General features: G+C 43.3%; 19 protein-coding genes and 1 pseudogene. 11 read left to right on the top strand and 9 right to left on the bottom strand.

Annotated features, from left to right (window positions below; all coding sequences use genetic code 11):
- From selD to N4J56_RS01885, 5 genes are all read right to left on the bottom strand, one after another.
- The gene (gene selD / locus N4J56_RS01905; RefSeq protein WP_317104895.1) at window positions 1–2,433 is read right to left on the bottom strand and encodes a selenide, water dikinase SelD; all 2,433 of its coding nucleotides are present in this window, start codon (window positions 2,431–2,433) and stop codon (window positions 1–3) included.
- Window positions 2,434–2,507: 74 nt separating this feature from the next.
- Complete coding sequence (locus N4J56_RS01900) at window positions 2,508–3,371, bottom strand: DMT family transporter (protein ID WP_317104894.1); 864 nt, start codon at window positions 3,369–3,371, stop codon at window positions 2,508–2,510.
- Window positions 3,372–3,492: 121 nt separating this feature from the next.
- The gene (locus N4J56_RS01895; RefSeq protein WP_317104893.1) at window positions 3,493–4,593 is read right to left on the bottom strand and encodes a methylated-DNA--[protein]-cysteine S-methyltransferase; all 1,101 of its coding nucleotides are present in this window, start codon (window positions 4,591–4,593) and stop codon (window positions 3,493–3,495) included.
- A gap of 104 nt (window positions 4,594–4,697) precedes the next feature.
- Complete coding sequence (locus N4J56_RS01890) at window positions 4,698–5,264, bottom strand: DUF3611 family protein (RefSeq protein ID WP_317104892.1); 567 nt, start codon at window positions 5,262–5,264, stop codon at window positions 4,698–4,700.
- A gap of 275 nt (window positions 5,265–5,539) precedes the next feature.
- On the bottom strand, window positions 5,540–6,361 hold the full coding sequence (locus N4J56_RS01885) for a PD-(D/E)XK nuclease family protein (protein ID WP_317104891.1): 822 nt from the start codon (window positions 6,359–6,361) through the stop codon (window positions 5,540–5,542).
- Window positions 6,362–6,434: 73 nt separating this feature from the next.
- Between N4J56_RS01885 and N4J56_RS01880 the strand changes: the two genes are divergently transcribed.
- Window positions 6,435–7,895 carry a phosphoglucomutase/phosphomannomutase family protein gene (locus N4J56_RS01880; RefSeq protein WP_410500292.1) on the top strand — a complete coding sequence of 487 codons (1,461 nt, stop codon included), beginning with the start codon at window positions 6,435–6,437 and terminating at the stop codon, window positions 7,893–7,895.
- A 120-nt stretch (window positions 7,896–8,015) separates the two neighbouring features.
- Window positions 8,016–8,285, top strand: coding sequence for a LapA family protein (locus tag N4J56_RS01875; protein ID WP_317104889.1), 270 nt, complete (start codon window positions 8,016–8,018; stop codon window positions 8,283–8,285).
- Between the two features lie 16 nt (window positions 8,286–8,301).
- Here the strand turns inward: N4J56_RS01875 and N4J56_RS01870 are convergent, their stop codons facing one another.
- A complete protein-coding gene (locus N4J56_RS01870; protein WP_317104888.1) occupies window positions 8,302–8,835 on the bottom strand; it encodes a phosphate-starvation-inducible PsiE family protein in 534 nt (177 codons plus the stop codon).
- Between the two features lie 306 nt (window positions 8,836–9,141).
- On the opposite strand from N4J56_RS01870, the gene N4J56_RS01865 reads away from it, so the two are divergent.
- Entirely contained in the window at window positions 9,142–9,711 is a 570-nt protein-coding gene (locus N4J56_RS01865; protein WP_317104887.1) for a DUF4168 domain-containing protein, read from the top strand.
- 42 nt (window positions 9,712–9,753) lie between these two features.
- On the opposite strand, the gene N4J56_RS01860 is transcribed toward N4J56_RS01865, so the two are convergent.
- Window positions 9,754–12,417: a CHAT domain-containing protein gene (locus tag N4J56_RS01860; protein WP_317104886.1), complete on the bottom strand. Its 2,664-nt coding sequence runs from the start codon at window positions 12,415–12,417 to the stop codon at window positions 9,754–9,756.
- A gap of 513 nt (window positions 12,418–12,930) precedes the next feature.
- Here N4J56_RS01860 and N4J56_RS01855 point away from each other — a divergent pair.
- Together N4J56_RS01855 and N4J56_RS01850 are read left to right on the top strand one after the other, a co-directional pair.
- Window positions 12,931–14,067, top strand: a complete 1,137-nt coding sequence (locus N4J56_RS01855) for an IS4 family transposase (protein WP_410500401.1) — start codon at window positions 12,931–12,933, stop codon at window positions 14,065–14,067.
- A gap of 191 nt (window positions 14,068–14,258) precedes the next feature.
- Window positions 14,259–14,861 (top strand): annotated as a pseudogene (locus N4J56_RS01850) (creatininase family protein); the annotation flags it as partial.
- A 42-nt stretch (window positions 14,862–14,903) separates the two neighbouring features.
- Here the strand turns inward: N4J56_RS01850 and N4J56_RS01845 are convergent.
- Window positions 14,904–15,770, bottom strand: coding sequence for a 6-carboxytetrahydropterin synthase (locus N4J56_RS01845; protein ID WP_317104883.1), 867 nt, complete (start codon window positions 15,768–15,770; stop codon window positions 14,904–14,906).
- A 531-nt stretch (window positions 15,771–16,301) separates the two neighbouring features.
- On the opposite strand from N4J56_RS01845, the gene N4J56_RS01840 reads away from it, so the two are divergent.
- The 4 genes from N4J56_RS01840 to N4J56_RS01825 all read left to right on the top strand — a co-directional run bounded on the left by N4J56_RS01840 (window position 16,302) and on the right by N4J56_RS01825 (window position 18,277).
- A complete protein-coding gene (locus tag N4J56_RS01840) occupies window positions 16,302–16,601 on the top strand; it encodes a hypothetical protein (RefSeq protein ID WP_317104882.1) in 300 nt (99 codons plus the stop codon).
- 150 nt (window positions 16,602–16,751) lie between these two features.
- On the top strand, window positions 16,752–16,997 hold the full coding sequence (locus tag N4J56_RS01835) for a hypothetical protein (RefSeq protein WP_317104881.1): 246 nt from the start codon (window positions 16,752–16,754) through the stop codon (window positions 16,995–16,997).
- A 21-nt stretch (window positions 16,998–17,018) separates the two neighbouring features.
- Window positions 17,019–17,525, top strand: coding sequence for a hypothetical protein (locus N4J56_RS01830; protein ID WP_317104880.1), 507 nt, complete (start codon window positions 17,019–17,021; stop codon window positions 17,523–17,525).
- Between the two features lie 323 nt (window positions 17,526–17,848).
- A complete protein-coding gene (locus tag N4J56_RS01825; RefSeq protein ID WP_317104879.1) occupies window positions 17,849–18,277 on the top strand; it encodes a hypothetical protein in 429 nt (142 codons plus the stop codon).
- Between the two features lie 8 nt (window positions 18,278–18,285).
- Here the strand turns inward: N4J56_RS01825 and N4J56_RS01820 are convergent, their stop codons facing one another.
- Window positions 18,286–19,341 (bottom strand): potassium channel family protein, encoded by a 1,056-nt coding sequence (locus N4J56_RS01820; protein WP_317104878.1) that lies wholly within the window; start codon window positions 19,339–19,341, stop codon window positions 18,286–18,288.
- Window positions 19,342–19,834: 493 nt separating this feature from the next.
- On the opposite strand from N4J56_RS01820, the gene N4J56_RS01815 reads away from it, so the two are divergent.
- Both N4J56_RS01815 and N4J56_RS01810 read left to right on the top strand, forming a co-directional pair.
- Window positions 19,835–20,074 (top strand): hypothetical protein, encoded by a 240-nt coding sequence (locus tag N4J56_RS01815; RefSeq protein WP_317104877.1) that lies wholly within the window; start codon window positions 19,835–19,837, stop codon window positions 20,072–20,074.
- A gap of 59 nt (window positions 20,075–20,133) precedes the next feature.
- A complete protein-coding gene (locus N4J56_RS01810; protein WP_317104876.1) occupies window positions 20,134–20,361 on the top strand; it encodes a hypothetical protein in 228 nt (75 codons plus the stop codon).
- The last annotated feature ends 227 nt before the right edge of the window (window positions 20,362–20,588 follow it).

The following is a 20,588-nucleotide window of genomic DNA, read 5'->3' as shown; positions in this document are numbered from 1 at the left end:
CTACAAAATAGATAAGGCGATTGGTTGGCGATCGCCCTCTAAATCTACTACCTTGCCAATAGTGCAACTTTGTGTACAACCTAAACCGTGTAGGTTATTTAAACATTGACTGGCTTGCTCTGCTGGAATTGATGCTAGTAAACCGCCCGATGTCTGCGGATCGAATAAGAGAGAGTACCGAGCAGACTGGCTGACGGATTCCGAACGAGCGATGTTTCGATCGGTCATAAAATGAGCAATGCGTAAATTTTCCGCTTGCAGCGAACTGACAATCCCTTTTTGTAATGTAGCGATCGCACCTTCTAGGGCGGGAATTGCTTCTAAATCTAAATCTACAGCCACTTGGGAAGCTCGAACCATTTCATACAAATGTCCGGCAAGTCCAAAACCTGTAACATCAGTACAAGCAGTGGCTCCATGTGCCATCAAACAAGCAGCTGCGACTTGATTCGATCGCAACATCGATATTATGGCGCGATCGATCCAATCTCCTTTAGCTTCCCGTTGCATCTCGGCAGCAAAAAGGGTTCCCGTACCAAGGGCTTTAGTTAAAATTAGGATTTGTCCTGACATCATCCCACCTTTGCAAAGAAGTTTGTCGGGGTGGACTAAACCGTTACAAGATAATCCAAATTCTAATTCAGCTCCTTCAGTGGTATGTCCGCCTACTAAAGGTGTCTGCGCGTCAGATAGCACTTTGACTGCACCGGATAGTAACTGATAAAGAGTTTCTTCTATTTTGGATTCTAAAGCGTAGGGAATGGTAGCGATCGCCAATGCACTTTGAGGTGTCGCACCCATTGCAAAAATATCGCTGAGGCAATGGTTGGCAGTAATTTGTCCAAAAATATACGGATCGTTGATGAGACTGCGGAAATGGTCTATGGTGTGTACCATCCACAATCCTCTTGGTACTTCCACCACCGCCGCATCATCAGGAGCATCTAGCCCGATAATAATATCTTGGCGATCGCACCAGTTAGTACTATCTTGCTTGATTTGATTGAGTACCCTTTCTAAAACTGTGCTGCTAACCTTAGAACCACAGCCAGCGCAAGGCATTTTTGAGGGAGTCGGGAGTCGGGAGTCGGGAGTCGGAGGATTTTGGATTGTGGATTTTAAGTTTTGACTTTTGACTTTTGACTTTTGACTTTTTTCTGCCATTTCTGGCAAATTACTAAACCGTTGCATAAATTTGCGATCGATCGCATCTTTCCAGCGCCACAGCCAGCCAGTAGCGCCAAAACCAAAGTTTCCCCATGCCGCGATCGCTTTGCCGTCTCCCGTACCGATTAAGCTTAAATATTGTTTCTGTGGTTTGTAAGGCTGTAAAGATCGCCCTAATATTGCCCGTCGCAGGTTTTTAAATAAAGGTTTACCCTGACGCACGGCAAATACTCCAGCTTTGGGACGGGGATAATTTACCATTGAGGCAATATCACCCGCCGCAAATACATCTGGATGGGAAATTGATTGCAATGCATCGTTGACGAGAATAAAACCGCGTTCGTCAGTGGCGATTCCGGCGGCTTGCAGCCAATCGGGTGCGGAGGCTTGCGTCACCCAGAAGAGGCGATCGCATTCTACCTGCAATCCAGATTCGCATTTGATGGTGTAGGGTGTTGGTAGGGGCGAGTTTCCAAACCCGCCCGTACGGGAGTCGGGAGTCGGGAAAGATTTGACTTGAATTTCACAAACGGTTTCTTTTAGATGTAATTGAATTCCTTTATGAATTAAAATCTCTTGACAGCGATGCCGTACCCAGCAATTGTAATTTGGCATTAATTCAGCACCGCGTTGAAATAGATGAATTTCTAGATCTCGATCTTCCCTCTCCTCCCTAAATAAGCGAGAAGACTTAGCCCCCCTTTTTAAGGGGGGTTGGGGGGATCTTATAGACTGCAAATGACCCTGCATTGCCATTGCTAACTCTACTCCCCCAGCACCTCCACCGACAATTCCCAAACGCAATGTAGAGACGTTACATGTAACGTCTCTACACAAGTCATACCAATGTTGCAGAAACTGCGCCACTGGTTTAGCGGGAATCGCGTACTCTGCTGCACCAGGTACGGAAATTTGAGCCGGAGTGCTGCCAATATCAACGGAAAGCAGATCGTAGGCTACAGACGGACGCTTGGCACAAATAACTTTTTTATTGACTAAATCTAATCCAACAACGCGATCGCGATAAAATTGCACCCGAGCAAATTGAGCTAAACGTCGCAGATCGATATGGCATTCTTCATGAGTGTAAAATCCGGCAACGTGACCGGGTAACATCCCCGAATAAGGTGTATCTGACGCTTCTGTAATTAATGTGACTCGAATGCCTGGTATCGGTTTCATGCCCAGCATTCTCAGGACAATAGCATGGCTGTGACCGCCGCCAATCAGGACTAAATCTTTAGTAACGAGTTGCGATCGCTGCATTCACTCTCAAAATAAAATATCTCTCATATTGATTCTGACAAATTAGTTGAGGTGAAGGCGGAACGCGATCGCCATTATTTCTTCTGTTTTGGATTAATGACTAACCAAACGCTCAGTAAAATTGTTATCAATCCAAAAATTAAGCCAGAATTTACGGGTTCACCGAGTAAAATATTGCCAAATAACAGACTGAAAACAGGAATTAAAAAAGCAACGGTTATAGCTCCAGTCGCACCAATGTTAGAAATTAGTTGGAAGTAGAGCGGATAGGCAATAGCAGTACACGCGATCGCCAGTACGACGACTGCAAAAATAACTTCGAGCGAGGGAAGTGTTTGAGGAAAAGTTGCAAAAGCAACCGGAATCAGCAAAATACTCGAACTAGTTAATTGTCCGAAGGCAGTTTCAGTGACTCGGTCATGTATAAATCTACGACGAGCATACACAGCAGCAATACCATAGGAAAGGGCTGCAATTAAAGCTGATATTCCTCCAAAAATGACTGGAGGCGATAGTGGTAAGGGACTCCAACCAACTAGAATAGCAACTCCAACAATTCCTAACACTAATCCGATAACTTTGCGTTTGTTTAATGATTCTTTCAACCAAATAGCTGAAACGATCGCTGTAAATAGAGGAGCTGTTGCATTTAAAATTGCCGCAATTGAAGCATTAATGTTGACAACAGCGATCGCGATTAGCAAGAAAGGAATAACATTGTTGAACAAGCCCAACAAAAGATAAGACTGCCAACGGCTTTTGAGTTTGAATGGTGAGTCGATCGCGCCAGACAAACCTAATGCAAATGCTGCTAAAATAATTCGTAAGCTGATGGTGAAGACGACTCCTAAAACAGGAGCCGCAATACGGATAAATAAATACGAACCACCCCAAAGCGCGGCGAGTAAAAACAAGCGCGCTAAATCGATTAGTTTCATTTTTAAAATTGCAAAATGCTTAGTAGTTTTTCGATCCCACAACTCTCTTAAAAAGGGGGCTATTCAGAATTACTGAATTGTTTCAATCCCCCAACTCTCTTAAAAAGGGGGCTATTCAAAATTACTGAATTGTTTCGTGGCTTGGCAATTTTCTAGTACGTTCTAGTTCTAACAGCAACCGTTTTCGCCAAATGCCGCCGTTGTATCCAGTTAACTGTCCATCTTTACCAATTACGCGATGGCAGGGAATCAGGATATCGATCCGATTCATCCCATTTGCTCTAGCTACGGCACGAACTGCTGTTGGCTGACCGATCCGCCGAGCCAGTTCATCATAAGATATTGTCGTCCCATAAGGAATGCGTTGTAACTCCGACCAAACTTTTTCTTGAAATGCAGTTCCTTGTGGAACCAAAGGAGTTGTAAACTCGGTTAGCTTACCTGCGAAATAACGCGCCAGTTCATCTCGTAACTGCTCGATATGATGATTTGTCACAGGTAGAATTGGATAACCAAAACGTTTGCGAATTGTTGCATAGTTAAGCTCAAGCATTCGCCTATCTGTATATTCAATTAAACAGATACCTTGACTAACTGCACCAACAAGTAATGCTCCTAAAGGTGTTTCCAAAATTTGCATTGCAATAAAGTCACTGGTTTGGCTTTGTCCTGGTGGGACACCAAAGGCTTTACTGAAGGCTTCTCTAAACCCACTATGAGATTCATATTGATTGGCAAAGACAACATCATCTAACGTGGCTCCTGCTCGAATTTGAGTGAAAGCATTCGCCAATCGTCTGCCGCGACACCATTCTACAAATGTCATGCCGTAATGCTCTCGAAACCAACGTCGAACTCGTTCGGGAGTTGTTCCTAGCTCCCGCAGTTCTGCGGCTGTAATTTTTAGATCTGGTGCGGTTTCCACGCGCTGCATTAATGTCGTCACCCAATCTGGCAATGCTCCGTACGCTAAAAGCGGATGACATCTCTTACAAGGACGATAACCCGCAAGAACGGCATCTTGTATTGAGGGAAAGAATTCAACGTTTTCCAGTTTCGCACGGGCAGGACAAGAAGGGCGACAAAAAATTCCTGTCGTGCGGACAGCCACAAAAAACACGCCGTCATAGCTAGCATCTTTATTGTGAGCCGCTCGTTCCATTTCAGTGCGCGATGGCAAGAGATTTAAGTTCATTTGCACGGGTACGCAATTCGATTCCATACTGGCTATTGTTGCAAGCCCATACATCGCCGTCTACCGAAAAAGCGACATGACATCGATTCGGTAAGCTAACGTGAAGGATGAAGTGCGATCGCCTCCACTCTTTAATCGATCCATTCAAGTAATCCTAAAGAGGTGATACTACCGACTAAATGAGTCCCAATTAAATTAACATTAGATAAAATTACCAACATATCTAAAGAACGAATTAAATTTTGGCGATTGTAGATTGCAACTCCTTGAGGAACAGATAAGGATTTTGATAAGACTGCGATCGCGCTGACTTCAGATGCAACAAAAGCTATTAACATCCCGATAAAGCTGACGATTAAACCAATTTTTAAAGCTTGAATGACTTCTTCTTTGCGAGGATGAATCGTGCGATCGCTTGATTGTAAGCGTCTGGCTAAGCTTCGATCTCGAAAAGCCCAAACTACGCTAAAGGCAGCTAGTAATACACCGACAATTGCTAAAAATATACTAAGACTAATACTGCCGTTCTCTACTACCTCGCTGGCATTGCGGCTGAGGATGGCAAATATTAAGGCAATTCCAGAGGTACTAGCTAATGCTAATTGTATCCAAAAGCTAAACCTACTAACAATGCGAAAAGCAGCAGCAAATCTTTGTTTGGTTGGTGTTGGTAAAGAGTCTTTGATTAATTCAGACATGGATTTCTCTCGAAAGTATATTTTACATTTGTTATAAAAAAGCTATTGAGAGAAATCATCAACCAAAAGTTAGCTGTTGGAATAATTTTATATATAATGACATATACCGTAGGGGCAGGTTCACCAGCAATCTCTGCATTTATGTAAAGATATTTGTAAACCTGCCCTTCTCGGGGTATTTGCCAAAGATCTGTTTTTATGTCGCGCAAAGACGCATACGCGGAGCGTTCTCGAAGAGTAGGCGCAAAGAAGGGCGCGAAGATATTTTGATAGAACTACTTGGAGGGTTTGAAGTTGGAGAATTCGCAAATTGCACTGAAGGAACAATGCCGACAGTGATAACCTGGATTGGGAGGAAATATTTTACTGAAGTTATAAGGGTTTTTCTCGTAGTTGTTAATATCTTGTTGGTGACGAGTTGCGATCGCCGCTAATTGATTTTCAATTGCGTCAAGTTGGCTAGGTGTGACGCGGATTAGGGCAGATTTTTTACATTGCTCTAAATTATAAAATGAGGCAACTGCTGTATATTGAGGATATAAATAACGGGCAGCAACGAGATAGACAAATGCTTGTCTTTGGTCGAAGAGTGATTTACCTGTTTTAAAATCGATAATGTGTAATGTTTTATCTGATTCTGTTAAAATACAGTCCATCGTAGCATAGAGTCGAAATCGGTAATTTTGTTGTTCGATCCAAATCGGTTTGGGAAATCCTTCCTCACCGCTGGTTAATTCGATAATATGTTTTCCTGCTAATAGTGGATGAGCGTGATAATTTTTGAGAATCTGCGTTACTCGCTGCTGAACTTGTGCGGTTAATTTGCCGAGTTTAAGTAACTGCGAGACTCTTTCCACGCCATCAGGTTGAGTCAGAAATTGACGGTGACGGTGGAACTCGTAAACGCCTTTTTGCGCCAACAACCCAATCCGCTGCGGAATACTAGCTTGGGTAAGTAACGATTGAACGATGGGTTCTTTTTGTCTCGCTTTGATAAAACCCCGCTTCATTTGGCAATGCCAGCGTTCTTGTCCTACGGCTGGGACAACTAACGACCACAAGTGATAACTAACAAAGGGTTGCCCAAGAATTGGCATCGTTCTCAGAAGAAACAACAAAGATACGGACTGTCTAACAAAGGAGTGAAGCAAGAAACTTCTTGTACTATTAATGATGAATATAGGGTGGCAAACTGTGAATGCCAGTCAAATCGGCAAAATTAAATTCGGTACTGACGGATGGCGGGGAATCATCGCTGACGATTTTACCTTCCCCAACGTCCGGCGAGTCACAAGGGCGATCGCAAGTTACCTAGAAACTGCATACACTAAAAGTAGACCAGTTTTGGTGGCGTACGACACCCGTTTTCTGGCAGAAAAATTTGCCCGTACCGCTGCCGAAGTCCTAGCAGAATTGGGATGGAGTGTGAAAATTACCGATCGCGATTGTCCGACTCCGGTAATTGCTTATAATGCCCGTTACTTAAACTCAGCAGGGGCATTAATGTTCACTGCTAGCCACAACCCTGCACCCTATTGCGGGATTAAATACATTCCCGACTATGCTGGTCCTGCTACTCCAGAGATTACTGATACAATTGTGGCAAATATTTTTGGTGTGGAGGATACTCCGCCAAAATTTATCCGCAATGACAGAATTTCTACTTTTAATCCCCAGCCGGAATATCTGAGATTTATCTACTCTCTGATCGATATCGAAAAAATTCGTCATGCTAGGCTGAGAGTTAAATACGATGCCCTCTACTCGACTTCTCGCGGCTACTTAGATACGGTATTGAAACACTGCGGTTGCGAGTTAGAAACATTCCACGCCTATCGAGATGTCTTGTTTGGTGGTGGAATGCCAGAACCAAAAGGCGAACAATTAACTCAGTTGGTAGCAGCCGTACAAGCAGATGCTGCTGACTTGGGCTTAGCCACGGATGGAGATAGCGATCGCTTTGGTATTGTAGACGAATTGGGCAATATCTTAACGCCGAATGCCGTCTTGTTACTGCTTGCCCGTCACTTAATTGAGAATAAAGGCAAAATCGGGGCGATCGTCCGTACCGTCGCCACCACACGTTTACTCGATAATTTTGCCGCTAAATATAAATTACCCTTGTACGAAACTCCCGTAGGATTCAAGTACATTGGGGAAAAAATGCGCGAAACCACCGTATTAATTGGCGGCGAAGAATCGGGCGGTTTAAGCGTTATCGAGCATATTCCTGAAAAAGATGGGATATTAGCAAATATGCTAGTCGCTGAGGCGATCGCCTACACGGGTAAGCCATTAAGTCAGCTAGTTGCAGAAGCAATTGCTGATGCTGATGGTCCCCTGTACAACCACCGCATCGATTTGCACCTCAGCGATGCCCACAAAGCCGCCATTATTGACTGTTTTACCCGGAATCCTCCCAGGGCGATCGCCGGAATCGCAGTTAAAGAAGTGGGTCGTAAAGACGGAGTTAAACTGTATTTAGCAGAGGGTAGCTGGATACTGTTACGCCCTTCGGGTACGGAACCCCTCATGCGCGTCTACATGGAAACCAACTCTCTCGACAAGCAAGATCGAATTGTGATGGAAATGGAAAGAGCGATCGGGCAAATTGGTAATGGTAATTGGTAAGTCAAAAGTTAAAAGTCAAAAGTCAAAACTGAGGAATCAGGAGTCAAAAGACAGGAGAAATATAAACACAAATTCTCACTACTTCCTACTCCCGACTCCCCACTCCCTACTCCCTAATCTATGAAATCCCTTGCTAGTCTTCTCACTTCTTCTGTTGTCGCTGTTTGGATTGTGGCGATCTCGCTGCTATCTATGCAAAATGCCGATCCAATTCGGCTAAAGTTTTTACGCTACCAGACAATTCAATTACCCGTTGGTTTTGTTTTAGCTGTTAGTGCTGGTGTAGGAGTCTTTGCAACAGCCTTGATGCAGCCTCTCTGGGGTATAGGGAGTACGCCTGCACGATCTATTGAGGACGATATTGAAGATGAGTTTTCTTTTGATGAATAGTGTAGAGACGTTGATGCTATTCCGATAAGCGAATCTCTTTGTAAGATTGCTTGCTTTTTTCTGGTGCAGATCCATTGTGATAGGTTTTGGCGTACTGCTTTTCAGGATCGATACCTTTGAATGTGGGGGGTATCCAAACGCGGACAACGAGTAGGGCTGCTAATACCAGCAAAAAGGCACATGCAGCCAAAATTTGATTCCAGGGTACTTCCAAAACTCCCCGCACAATCACTTCTCGCAATACAGATACAATGGATACTTCCACCATCACACCAATCGATACTCGTTGTTCTTGCAGGTAAATAATTAGCAGTCTGAACAACTCAACCAGAATTAGTAGGAACAGAATATCAGCCGCGATTTGGTGGAAATTAAGCGGGGGTAGCAACATGAAAAATATTCCCCTCAGCTGAATTGCCATGACACAGAACAAACCGACGCACAGAGAGATGACAATTAAATCCTGAATTGTTTCTAGGCTACGCACGATCGCACTACGATTGAAAAATTCGTACCAATAATGCAATGGGCTTTTTAAAGGTTGATTCATTGGGAAATTCTCCTGTGTGCGGTTAGCTCGTTATGCTTACATTAACTTATGTTTTTAAGTTTTAAATTTTGAAAAAGTTATATAAATAATTATTGTCCTCGATCGCACCCGATAAATAAGACTATTTGCAGAAGACTGGTAATCGTTGCTGGGTTGAGTATCTGGAGCGATCGCCTGCCAAATTTTTTTCAAAATAGGTAAACATACCGCAGAGATTTTGTTCTCTAAGCACATCTTTCCTTAGGAGGATTTGGGAAATTATGTGCGATGATTTCATGGAAAAAGTTTGTTTGAGGTGTAACTTGCATGAAAGCTAGATATCTATCATTCATAGGTATGGCGATCGCAGTGGCATTGAGTGGTGGTGCTGCTTGGGCGCAATCAAGTTCTGTACCGAAAGAAATCCAGCTTTCACAGGCAGATAGCCCGTCCCAAAGTCCGACTCAACCAACTCAACCCTCCCAGTCTCAGCCACCAACTCAAAAACCAACCCAATCGCAGGTTAGTCAGAAAGAACTGCAACAATTTGCTAACGCAGTCAAAAAACTACAACCAATTCAAGAGAACGCCCAAAATCAAATCGTTCAAGCAATTCAGCAGGAAAATTTGAGCGAAAAACGGTTTGGCGAAATTTACCAATCGCGCCGAAATCCTCAAGCGCAGCCCACAACCAAAATTACCCCTGACGAAAATAAGAAGTTCGACCAAGCCAACGCTAAAATTGAAAAGATCGAGCAGTCCACCCAAGGGCAAATGGAGCAGGCTGTCAAGGGCGAAGGTTTAGATATCCAGCGATTCAATCAAATCTTTCTCACCCTGAGACAAAACCCAGACTTGCTGCAAAAAGTGCGAGAAATGATCAAGACTTCGGGTTAAAAAGTTGAGAGTTAACCGTCAACTGTCAACTCTCAACCAAATCTAGAGCCAGTTCCCTACCAAAACGTAGGGAGCCCAGTAAACTGGATGGCGATAGCGGGGGTTTTCTAGTAGAGCGAGTTGAGCGCGGCGGAGTGCCTCGGCTTTAGTCATCTCAGCCGTAGATAGCTCCTGGTAAAACTGACTCATTAACGGTACGGTAGCGGCATCGCTGACATACCAGAGAGTCGCCAAGGTGCTACGCGCTCCGGCTCGTACTGCTACTCCAGCCATACCAAGCGCAGCTCGTCTATCTCCGGCGACGGTACGACAGCCGCTTAACACGAGAAGTTCGATCGCGTTTGGTCGTTCTAAGTCCGAGCTAGGTTCGCGTACCCGCAGAAGTTCGTCTAACTGCTTAACATTGATCGGTCCATCCCAAGCGAGAATATATGTCTGATCGGCTTGCGAGCCAAACTGAGCGTGACTGGCGATATGGACGATGGAAAAAGGCAGAGATTTAATTTGGTTTCTCAGCGATGTGCTAGTGAAATTTTGATTGAGTAGCTCTCTTCCTGGCACTTCCGAGCGAATTTGATTCAGCTCCAAGGCTACATTCGTCAGCGCTGGATAATCTCCTCGTGGTTCGGTTAATCCAGCAGTCAAGGCTCTCAAACGCTCTCGGCTTAAAGGCTGGGGCTGGAGTAATTCTAGACTGGGTGTAAGAGCGACGCTATATTTTTGAACGAGATACTGTTTGCCATCGTGCAGAGCCGCCATTGGTAGCTTCTGCAAGGAAATATCCAGCACGAATACCAAAGTTTTTACACCACTCTTATCGATGTCAGCAGCGGCGGGTCGGATCAACCAGTCATAGACTTGTTGGGAGAGAGTCAAAAATTCTTGAGAGTAACGGATCACTAAATTTTGCCGTAACTGGTCGATCGCGCTTTCGACTTGAGTGCGAGGTAAAGCCGTAGCATAATGGCGCAAAGGTTGCTTGGGCAAGCTGAGAATAACTTCCAAACGGTCTTCTAAAATCACCGGATAAATCACAGCCGCTTGAGGATCGACGCGATCGATTTGAGTTGGCTGGGTATCCAAACAAGCTGCTCGAAAGAAATCGACGAGTTCGGCAGCTTTAAGAGATTCAAAGACGCTCCGCGCTTGGTTGAGATTGTCTTGGCTTGGTTGAGTGCCATCATCTTGCAACAGCAACCCGACAAACTGCCGATACACGGGTTCTACGCTCTCGCGAAAAGAAAATTGCACGCTGGGATTGATACTAACTAGATCGTTACGCAGAGATTGGAGAGTTTTCACCGCATCAGCATAAGCCGCGATCGCACCTTTGTTATCTTTCTCCGCTTTCAGCAGCCTTCCCAGCTGCCATTGCCAGCTATAGGCAATATCTGGAGCATCGATTGACTGAGTAATCAACAGTGCTTGCTGAGTCAGTTTTTTCGCCTCTGCCAGCTGTCCGACCTGTTCGTACAATCCACCCAAGCTACCCAAAGCATAAGCTTCAGCTCGCGGATCTTTCAAACTCCTTGCCTGTTGCACCGCAGTTGCTAGAACTTGGGCAATTTCTTGGGTAGTTGGTAGTTGGTCATTGGTAGTTGCTCCCCCAGCTATCTTCTCTCCCCCCTGTTCTTCTTCCCTCGCTCCTCGCTCCTCGCTCCTCGCTCCTCGCTTCATCAAACTATCGGCAAAATTAATATGGGCGTAAACTGTAGCTCGGCTGGGAGGTAATTGAGCTAGTTGAGTTTCGATTTGAGGAATTAATTCTCGGGCGGCTGAATCTCGTTGAGTTTGACTTAATAATTGCAGTTGATTGAGTTGGGCTTGAAGTTTGGTATTGGCAGTGGGAGCAGACTTTTCTGCTTGTTGATAGTAATCTAAAGCAGCTTCAGTGTCTCCTTGAGCGCTGGCAGTATTACCTAAACTCAATAGCGCTGCTGCGGTTTCTGGCGCAGAGGGTAGGCTTTGGGCAATTTGCAAACTCTCTTGTAGGGTTTTGCGAGACTGTTCCAAGTCACCGACTTGTTGTAGGACTTCTCCCAAACTGCGCAAACTAACTGCTTTAGTCAGAGAAGCGGGAGTGTTACGCAGAGATTGGTTGAGTTCGGTCGATTTTGTCAAGGCACGGCTATACAACCCCATCGCCCGTAATGCTTGGACGGAATTAATTTGGCTGCGGATTTCTCCTGCTTTATTACCAACTTGAGTATAGAGCGCTGCCGATCGCCCCCAAGTCTCGATCGCCGTTTCTGTTTCCCCTGTTAGTAGTTGCAATCTAGCTTGGATGTCTAAAGCTTGGGCGAGAACTTCTTGGCTGCGGGAGTCGTGGGTTTCTCCCCTGCTCCCCTGCTCCTCTGCTCCTCTGCTCCCCTGCTCTTTAGAAAATCCCAGCAACTTGAGACTCTCATCGATCGCCTGTTTTGCTTCTGTCCAAGCGCCGAGTTGTTGATATGTCAGCGAGAGGTTGCTCAAAGCTAGGGCTTGTTTGAGGGTATCGTTTTTAGCACGGTAGTCTTGCAGTGCTTGTTGTAGTACGTTGACTGCCTCTGCATACTTACCTGTATCGTAGAATGTTTTCCCTTGTTGCAGGCGATCGCCCTTCTGTGCAATTGGGATTGACTGACTGGGAATCGTCGCAGATGGAGCGGGAATTTTGGCGATCGCGGGTATTTGTGTCGTACACAGCAATGCTACCAGGGCAAACAAGCTATATATAATTCGTTTTCTCTGGAAATAGATAGGCTCAAGTAGAAAGCGAAAATGGGAAGAAACAGATTTTTTTCTATGCGAGTTTTTCATACCATTGATTTTTAAACGCGATAACGACGATCTGTAGGGACGCACAGCTATGCGCCCCTAAAAATTGTGCGCCCCTACAGATATGTTTTGCATCCTTTTCCTACCGATCCTCACGGACAATTTCTATGTACAACTGGAGGACTAGGGGGAATCGTACCACTTACGGCTCAAAACCAGCATTAACTAGTCATGAATATTTAGCCGTAAATTTTAGAGCCTGAAGTTTACGAACCTTGACAGGAGGTAGGTGAATTATATACCACTACGGTTCAGTTAAGGCTCAAAGTGTTGTAAATTAAGCATTGTTCCCAAGAATGGAAAGTGAGTGTAGTGCATCTGAAGGATTTCTCATTGTTGTCTCCTACGATACAAAGTAGTGATGTGTTCAAAGCGATAGAGGCAGCCATCCCATCCACGGAGATCGAGCAAGCGATCGCTAAAACTAAAGTTTGTGAACAACGTAAACGCTCGTTACCAGCACAATTGGTAATTTGTTTGGTAATTGCGATGAGTCTGTGGTCACGAGATTCGATGAGAGATGTGCTGAAAAACTTAATTGATGGGCTGAGCGAAGCATGGGTGAAAGTGGGGAAATACTGGCGAGTTTTTTGTAAATCAGCAATAACGCAAGCCCGACAACGATTAAGTCCAAGGGTGATGAGTCAATTGTTCCATCAACTGGTGCGACCAATGGCTAGCACCGATACCAAAGGAGCATTTCTCAATGGATTGCGAATTGTGGTAATTGATCGGACTTGCTTCGATCTGCCAGACAGCGATGAAAATGCGAGAGTTTTTGGTCGTCCGAGCAGCCGTCCTGGCACACAAGCCGCATTTCCCAAACTGCGATTAGTCATTTTGGTAGAAGCAGGAACACATTTAATCTTTGATGCATTGATGTGTCCATATCGAATAGGAGAACGAGTGCGGGCATTAAGATTATTACGCTCCGTGAGTTCAGGGATGTTGTTGATGTGGGACAGAGGGTTACATTCTTATGCAATGGTGCAAGCAACTGTCACAACTGGTAGCGATTATTTAGGAAGAATTCCCGCAAATGTCAAGTTTTTGTGCGAAGAACCACTGGCGGATGGTTCTTATCTGAGTTGGATTTATCCACCTGCTAAATTCCGCTCAAAAGCTTGCCAGCCCATACAAGTCCGAGTGATTGAATACACAATTGGTAATACCGACAACCCAGAGGAACAACTAAGATATCGCTTAATTACCAGCTTATTGGAATTGGAGAAATTTCCGGCTCAACTACTGGCGATTGAATATCATCAACGCTGGGAAGTAGAAAATACTATTGATGAACTCAAAGTACATTTATCAGGACGAAAAACTCATATTCGCTCTCAAAAACCGCGTGAAGTTGTGCAGGAAGTTTACGGGTGGTTGTTAGGACACTGGGCTGTGCGGTTATTGATGTTTCAAGCTGCAAAGAGCGCGGGTATCACTCCTTTGCGTCTGAGTTTCACTGGGACATTGCGAGTTATTCGTCGTGCTATCCCGAAATTTCAACGCTTGCAATCACAAGAACTCCCCTTTTTTTAAGTTGGTTAACTGTAGAGATTTTAGACACTCTGTTACCTGAACGAGTTTCTCGTACCAATCCCAGAGTTGTAAAAAAACCTGTATCCAAGTTTCGCTCAAAAAAGCCAAGACATCAAGCCACCCCCTCCGAACCAATCCTCCTATTTTCTTTATCCTCAGCACAGCGTAGCCTTAAATGAACCGTATTGGGTTATGCCCTACCACCCTTGTACTACGGTAAATCGAACGAACATTGGCATTTTCCTGGCACGATTACTCTAAGTGCATCAACTTTACTTGCAACTTTAATTGAAGTTGCTGAGAGTATTTACCGTGCCGGATTTCGCAAACTCGTATTGATGAATTCTCACGGCGGACAACCCCAAATTATGGAAATTGCCGCACGGGATTTACACGTTAAATATGCAGACTTTCTCGTATTTCCGCTTTTTACCTGGCGAGTTCCCCACATTGCCGGAGAGTTACTGTCCGATCGCGAGAAAGAGTTTGGGATTCATGCAGGTGATGCTGAAACCAGTGTGATGCTGTCGATTTTACCAGAACAAGTCAAAATGGAAGCGGCTGTGAAAGAATACCCTCACGGCTTACCTGAAGATAGTCTGCTTTCAATGGAAGGGAAATTACCTTTTGCTTGGGCAACCCGCGATCTGACGCAGACAGGAATTTTAGGCGATCCGACCGTAGCGACAAAAGAAAAAGGCGATCGCATCCTTGCCTCTGTCGCTGATGGTTGGGTACGAGTCATTGCAGACATCTATACCTTTCAGCAACCACAAGCTTGGAAGATGCATTGATTTGTATACAAGTGCGATCGCTACCATTTCTACTTCTACGACTTAAACTTGGGCTAACGCTGGTTCTCTAGTCGCGCTCTTGATTGAATCAGATGGAGTACAGTAGACTTCGCACGAATTATTTGGACTTTCAATCAACTTGACCTTGTGTAGTTCTGCGCCTAACTCTCGTACTGGCTGTTGCAGCACATTTGAGATATATACGGCGATATTTTCTGCCGTAGGCACGACTTTGGCGAAGTAGGCAATGTCTTTGTTGAGAAAAGTATGGTCGAGTGGTTCAATCACCAAGTCTTCGATCGCTTGGTTCAACGCACCTAAATCTACAATCATCCCTGTACGAGAGTAAATTTCTCCCTTGACGGTTACTTCTAAGTGGTAATTGTGTCCGTGACCGTTGGGACGAGCGCATTTCCCGTAAATTTCTGTATTCTCTTGTTGGTTGAGATCGGGATGAGCTAACCGATGAGCGGCGCTAAAATGAGTGCTAATAGTTAAGTATGCTTCCATGCCATTTCCTTGATATTCTGCCCAAAGTTGAGGATGTTCAAATAACTGAATTTTGACTATCGGTAAGTGCGAGGCAAGCTTTTGCCAGATGACGCGGGCAATATTTTCCGTTGTTGGCAGTGTTTGCTGAAATTCTTGCCAAACGTCATTGAGGTAGGAAAAATCTAGCTGGCTAGTCACTTCTCGCTTAATTACGTGCTTGACATCAGACAGGTTTAACACCATGCCATATTCATCTAACTCTCCGAGAAGAGAAACAAACAAGACGTAGTTGTGTCCGTGACCTGGAAAGCGGGAACATAAGCCAAATTGTTGCTGGTTCTCTGTTTCGCTCAGCTCTGGCAACCAATAGCGATGGCTGGCGGAAAATTGAGCGCGGCGGTTAACTATACATTGCATGAGCGCACAGGGAGCAGTATGTAAAATTTCGTAAACTTAACACTTTTACTAGAATAGACCAATTGCTACCGCGATAGCAATGAGTTGGTAGTTGGTAATTGGTAATTGGTGAGTTTTATATTCTGAGATATAAACGAATGATTGGATTTAAAGTAAATCATAATAATTTCAATTTTCAGCTCAATAATTTGAGTAACATGAGTCGATTTATTATTTTTTAGTTTTCTGGAACGTTATTTTTTGGAAAAACATTCAAATCATTCATTAAATGAAATACTTTTTACAACCATGAGAGAAAAGAGGACGACGGTATATCTAAAGAAGAAAGTTACGATCGCCCGCACTAGAAATAGTCTCATTGATAATCAGCTTTAACAATTAAGAACCAAAATCTCGAGCGTTGCCAAATTTTTTACACAAAATAGTGCATCTAGCCGGAGCTTTGGTGAGTTTGTGTCTTTAAATATTGTAGTTGTTAAATTTTAGGTTTTTGAATTTTATCTAACGACTAAGACACATAGGATGTAGAGCATGGAGAAACAGGAGGAAGAGCTATCTGTAGAAGTATTGTGGTTGCAAGTATGGGGATTGGCAGGATTGCAAGGGGCGATCGCGCTAACTTGGTTAATTTATAGCGTGTATTTGCCCAAATTGCTGACAGAATTTAACTTTCCAACTCTAGTTGCTACTGCTATATTCGTGGTTGAAAACGGATTGGCAGTGGTACTAGAACCCCTAATGGGAGGCTTGTCCGATCGCGATAAACAGCAGTTTGGTAGCCGTTTTCCGCTCATAGCAGCAGGGATCGTTCTAGCATCAATTTTTTCATAGCGATTCCGACTGTGGTTGTTTTCGGCAAGGGTATAGGTGAATTTCGTTGGGTATCGATCGTTGTATCGGTAGCTTGGACTCTGGCAATGATAATATTTCACAGCCCAGCAATATGTTTTACTAAGAAATTATGCCCCTCCAGAGGGATTAGTGCTAGCTAATAGTTTGTTAGTTCTCGTAGCCGGATTATTGACAGCTTTTAGACCAGTTGCTCACAATTTAGTGTTAAATTTAGATGCTATTTTTGCTTTTGCGATTGGTTCGTTTTCATTGCTAGGTGCGGCAGCTATTTTAAGATATGTCAATTTGCCAGGAACGTTGGCAAGGGCAAATTTAACCGTTAGAGCAGCACTAGAACAAAAAGCACAGACAATCCACCACTCAAAATCGCTTTAAGTTTAATTTTTTTTAAGTGGGATGGCGATCGCTTGGGGAACGCAGTTTTTGACAGTTACTCTGTCCAAAATGCTGATGCTACGACTGGAAATAAATAACGTGAATTGGTTGATGGTGGGACTGGGAATTATGCTAGCACTTGCAGCTCCGCCAACTGCTGACTGGACGCTACGGATAGATAATCGACGGGCTATATGTATAGGTGCGATCGCCACTGCTATCTTGTTACAAATTGCAGTATTTATTCCCAGTTGGTTGACTTTGATTCTTGCCATCCTCGGGTTACTAGTTGCTTTTAATCTCGTGCTAAATGGTGTAATTCCTTTTGTCCTAATGTTAGTACCACCGCATCAAGCCGGAATTGGCTTAGGGATGTACTTTGGTGGTATAGCTGGGGCAGAAAGTCTCTCAAGATTGCTCCTTCCCTCAGAGCAAAGCGTTATCCCTTCTGTAGGAGCCATTGGTGGGGCGATCGCTTTTCTGTGCTTGGCTGCCTGCGTAAGAGTTAGTAGCAGGTGGCGAATCTAAAGTTTCTTCAATATTCATAAATTCTTTGTTTGAAAACATATAGTTTCGCTAGCAATTTTTATAATATTGGTAATAAATTTGAAACAATCTTTTCATTCAAACGCCTCGCTTTAGTAAAAACTCAAGTTTGTGGGGTAACAATTTAGTTTGGCTATAACTTTAGTTTGGCTATAATTTTAGTTCGGCTATAACTTGGCAATGTAACGTCCTAGTTTAGAAACAACATCTGCTAGTAAAGCGGCACGAAGTACGGATAACTTATTTGAATACTCCTCAAGCTTGACGAACAACTGAAATAATTCCTCACTTAAAAGGAGAATTTTATGGTTGGCTTCAACTTGAAAAAATCCAGTCAAACAACATTAAAAAAATCTCCGGCAAAGACGGCTAAAACATACCAGCAGTTCGAGAGCGAAATTTTAACTGTAAATCCGGGCGATCGCATTGCTAAAGAGCCGCAGACGTTAGTAGAAAAAGCTAAACAAATGGCTGTAGATGCACCTGATATTACAGGTGACTGGATTAAGGTTCCAACTTATTTTATTTTTGAATATCCGAATGGCGAAAAAAAAGCATTGCATCACGTTAAAGATGCCAAAGAAATTTCTGATGCAATTCGTCTAGCTCGATTTGAAGAAGATGAAAATCTAATTATAGAGCCACACAAACCGCATCATGTTAACTTAGTCCCTTTCATTCTGGTAGTGCTATTAGTTCTATTTACTATTCCCATACTGATCGGAATATTTTAGGCAGCACGTTATAAGTCTACTGCTAAATAATTGCTGAGGGTTGTTAAAAGGGGTTGCCACTTCCGCCGCAAAGCAACGTATAAATCTGCACCTGCTTCTCGATCTGCTACTGTTTCTATACCCTCAGCACTCAATCTTTCCAGTGCATCATAATATCTTTTTCGCCAGACTAACTCCATTTGGCGATCGCATTTTATCCGGTGTTTGGGTAGAATCGATTGCGATAGCTCACAGAGAATATGCGTACTGCCACCCCACAATTCTGCTACTGCTGTAGAGTGTAATAGAGAACGATATTTTTCAGCATTCAATGCGCTTTTAATCAGAGTTGCCGTGTCTATTGCTAAGAGTATGACTCGCGGTAGGGTATAATATGTTTCGCGAAAGCGGAAATAAATCAGTACTGGATAGGAATGTTGTAGCTCTAGTAACTCAATCAAATCTCTCGCCATATTAGAAAGATCCTGCTGAATCCCATTGAGTTCGCCACTAGCTCCCAGTCTTGCTAATAACTCTGCTGCATCCCCCATGCCATCAGTGCGATGGTATAAGCTGAGAGCAAATGTATTGCGGGTAATTAAAGCATTATAAACTGAGAGTAAGTAGGTAATTGTAATTGTAAAACTAGAAAATCCCAATGCTGCTTCTAATAAAGTTAGTAATCGATAAGTAGCTGTTTTTGGAACTAGATCGCCTGTTCCTAGAGTAGTGAAAGAAAAGCCACTATAGTAGAGTGCGGTAATAAAATCAGTGGGCGTTTGTCCTTCGCTAGCTTGAATTGCCGAACCTAATTCGGGGAAAATAATTAAAGCAAATCCACTCATAAGTGAAGCCGCCCACACTGCTAAAATAGCAACTATCATAATAGAGCCACTATGAGCAAGTAGGCGATCGCTTTTGCTAGGAATGACTTGCGTTACTAGGCGCAAAAAATACCATATTCCTCGGTTCAAAGGCATACTAACAACACTACTACCGAGGCGATGAAAAAGTACAGTTAGGTAAATATCTAAAAGAGTTAAAACAATTATCCCCGTACCAGCCAATTGTAGTAATAAATCCATTCCCTATTGTTTTATCAACCTTGCTACCATTAGTTGTTCGTAACTAATCGTACTGCATTTTACAGTATTTAACTCCGACTGTACTCTTTCTGGAGGACTAATTTTGTGTGTTGAAAGAGAAATATAAATACATCAAACTTTTTAAACTTGGTAGCATAACTATAAAATCAAATTATGCGAGCGCCGATCTAGTTAACTGACTTCATGCAGTTTGGAGAGAACTTAATCATTGAGTAAAGTTTACAAATACTAATAATTGTTATCGATTGAACGTGTTGCTAAAGCATAAAACTCATCCTTTCGGCTACGTTCTTGTGTTGATATTTTTGAACTAGAGATAGAGTGAGATTGACTTTATTTGAATTAAAACTAAATATATAAGTTTCGCCAGATTAACTCCTAATTTTTTTTGCTAAGTATTTTACAAATTTGCCGAAATTTTAGTTGTGGGAGTTACAGAATAGATATTTTTATCAGTCAGGAGGTTAGAAGAATGGCTGGTCAAATGTGTTGGTTTCCTTGCTTAGGTACTGATAGCGAAAAGATTTTATATCTCCGGCGATCGCCAGATAAACCTTGGCAACCTTATACGAGTTGTCCTGAATATTTTGTTCCCGACTACAAAATAGATGGCGGCTCGAAAGGATGGGCAACTTATCAAAAATTACATAAAGCAGGTTGGCAATTAATTTCTACAGCTCAAGCTCAGAGGACAAACTTAGCAATTCGATAAGCCCTGCTATGAATTCACGATCGTCGTCCAATGAAATAATTAAGATCTTAGGAAAGAATATGAAAAGTCAACTTTGGGTAGAGCAGCGTCATTCGCTACCAAAATTCAGCCGCGATCGCGTAGTTCAATTTATTGGTGGTAGCGGCAAAGCTAAGCACTATAAACCTGCTGCTGGAACCTGGTCTTATACTATTGAAATGGATATGGGAAAGCCGCCAGAAATGGGCAGAATAGGGTTTGAAACGACAGTCTTATTAGATGAAGCAGATATTCAAGGAGTAGAGTAAAATCAGAGCTAGATTTCTTCCCTACACTTTTAGGTCGGGCTGAATATTCTGCTGGAAGCTCGCCTTAAAACAAATAGAATCAGTTGTTGTGTGAAGACAAAAAACTCATACTTTTAGTTAAAGATAGAAGCACTTTCAGTCTTTTACGGTAAAAATGTAATAAAAGAAGGTTCATCGCGCTCGACCTGTAGCTAGAGTAGACAGCAAATACATAACCCAAAAGTGAA

Origin of the sequence: Chroococcidiopsis sp. SAG 2025 (genome assembly GCF_032860985.1) — a bacterium.
GTDB lineage: Bacteria > Cyanobacteriota > Cyanobacteriia > Cyanobacteriales > Chroococcidiopsidaceae > Chroococcidiopsis.
The sequence above is the reverse complement of the archived record's forward strand: the minus strand, read 5'-3'. Positions and strand labels throughout refer to the sequence as shown.

Coding starts and splice junctions, on each gene's coding strand:
- selD (WP_317104895.1), bottom strand. CDS start 2,433: ATGCAGCGATCGCAACTCGTTACTAAAGATTTAGTCCTGATTGGCGGC.
- N4J56_RS01900 (WP_317104894.1), bottom strand. CDS start 3,371: ATGAAACTAATCGATTTAGCGCGCTTGTTTTTACTCGCCGCGCTTTGG.
- N4J56_RS01895 (WP_317104893.1), bottom strand. CDS start 4,593: ATGGAATCGAATTGCGTACCCGTGCAAATGAACTTAAATCTCTTGCCA.
- N4J56_RS01890 (WP_317104892.1), bottom strand. CDS start 5,264: ATGTCTGAATTAATCAAAGACTCTTTACCAACACCAACCAAACAAAGA.
- N4J56_RS01885 (WP_317104891.1), bottom strand. CDS start 6,361: ATGCCAATTCTTGGGCAACCCTTTGTTAGTTATCACTTGTGGTCGTTA.
- N4J56_RS01880 (WP_410500292.1), top strand. CDS start 6,435: ATGATGAATATAGGGTGGCAAACTGTGAATGCCAGTCAAATCGGCAAA.
- N4J56_RS01875 (WP_317104889.1), top strand. CDS start 8,016: ATGAAATCCCTTGCTAGTCTTCTCACTTCTTCTGTTGTCGCTGTTTGG.
- N4J56_RS01870 (WP_317104888.1), bottom strand. CDS start 8,835: ATGAATCAACCTTTAAAAAGCCCATTGCATTATTGGTACGAATTTTTC.
- N4J56_RS01865 (WP_317104887.1), top strand. CDS start 9,142: ATGAAAGCTAGATATCTATCATTCATAGGTATGGCGATCGCAGTGGCA.
- N4J56_RS01845 (WP_317104883.1), bottom strand. CDS start 15,770: ATGCAATGTATAGTTAACCGCCGCGCTCAATTTTCCGCCAGCCATCGC.
- N4J56_RS01840 (WP_317104882.1), top strand. CDS start 16,302: ATGGAGAAACAGGAGGAAGAGCTATCTGTAGAAGTATTGTGGTTGCAA.
- N4J56_RS01830 (WP_317104880.1), top strand. CDS start 17,019: ATGGCGATCGCTTGGGGAACGCAGTTTTTGACAGTTACTCTGTCCAAA.
- N4J56_RS01825 (WP_317104879.1), top strand. CDS start 17,849: ATGGTTGGCTTCAACTTGAAAAAATCCAGTCAAACAACATTAAAAAAA.
- N4J56_RS01820 (WP_317104878.1), bottom strand. CDS start 19,341: ATGGATTTATTACTACAATTGGCTGGTACGGGGATAATTGTTTTAACT.
- N4J56_RS01815 (WP_317104877.1), top strand. CDS start 19,835: ATGGCTGGTCAAATGTGTTGGTTTCCTTGCTTAGGTACTGATAGCGAA.
- N4J56_RS01810 (WP_317104876.1), top strand. CDS start 20,134: ATGAAAAGTCAACTTTGGGTAGAGCAGCGTCATTCGCTACCAAAATTC.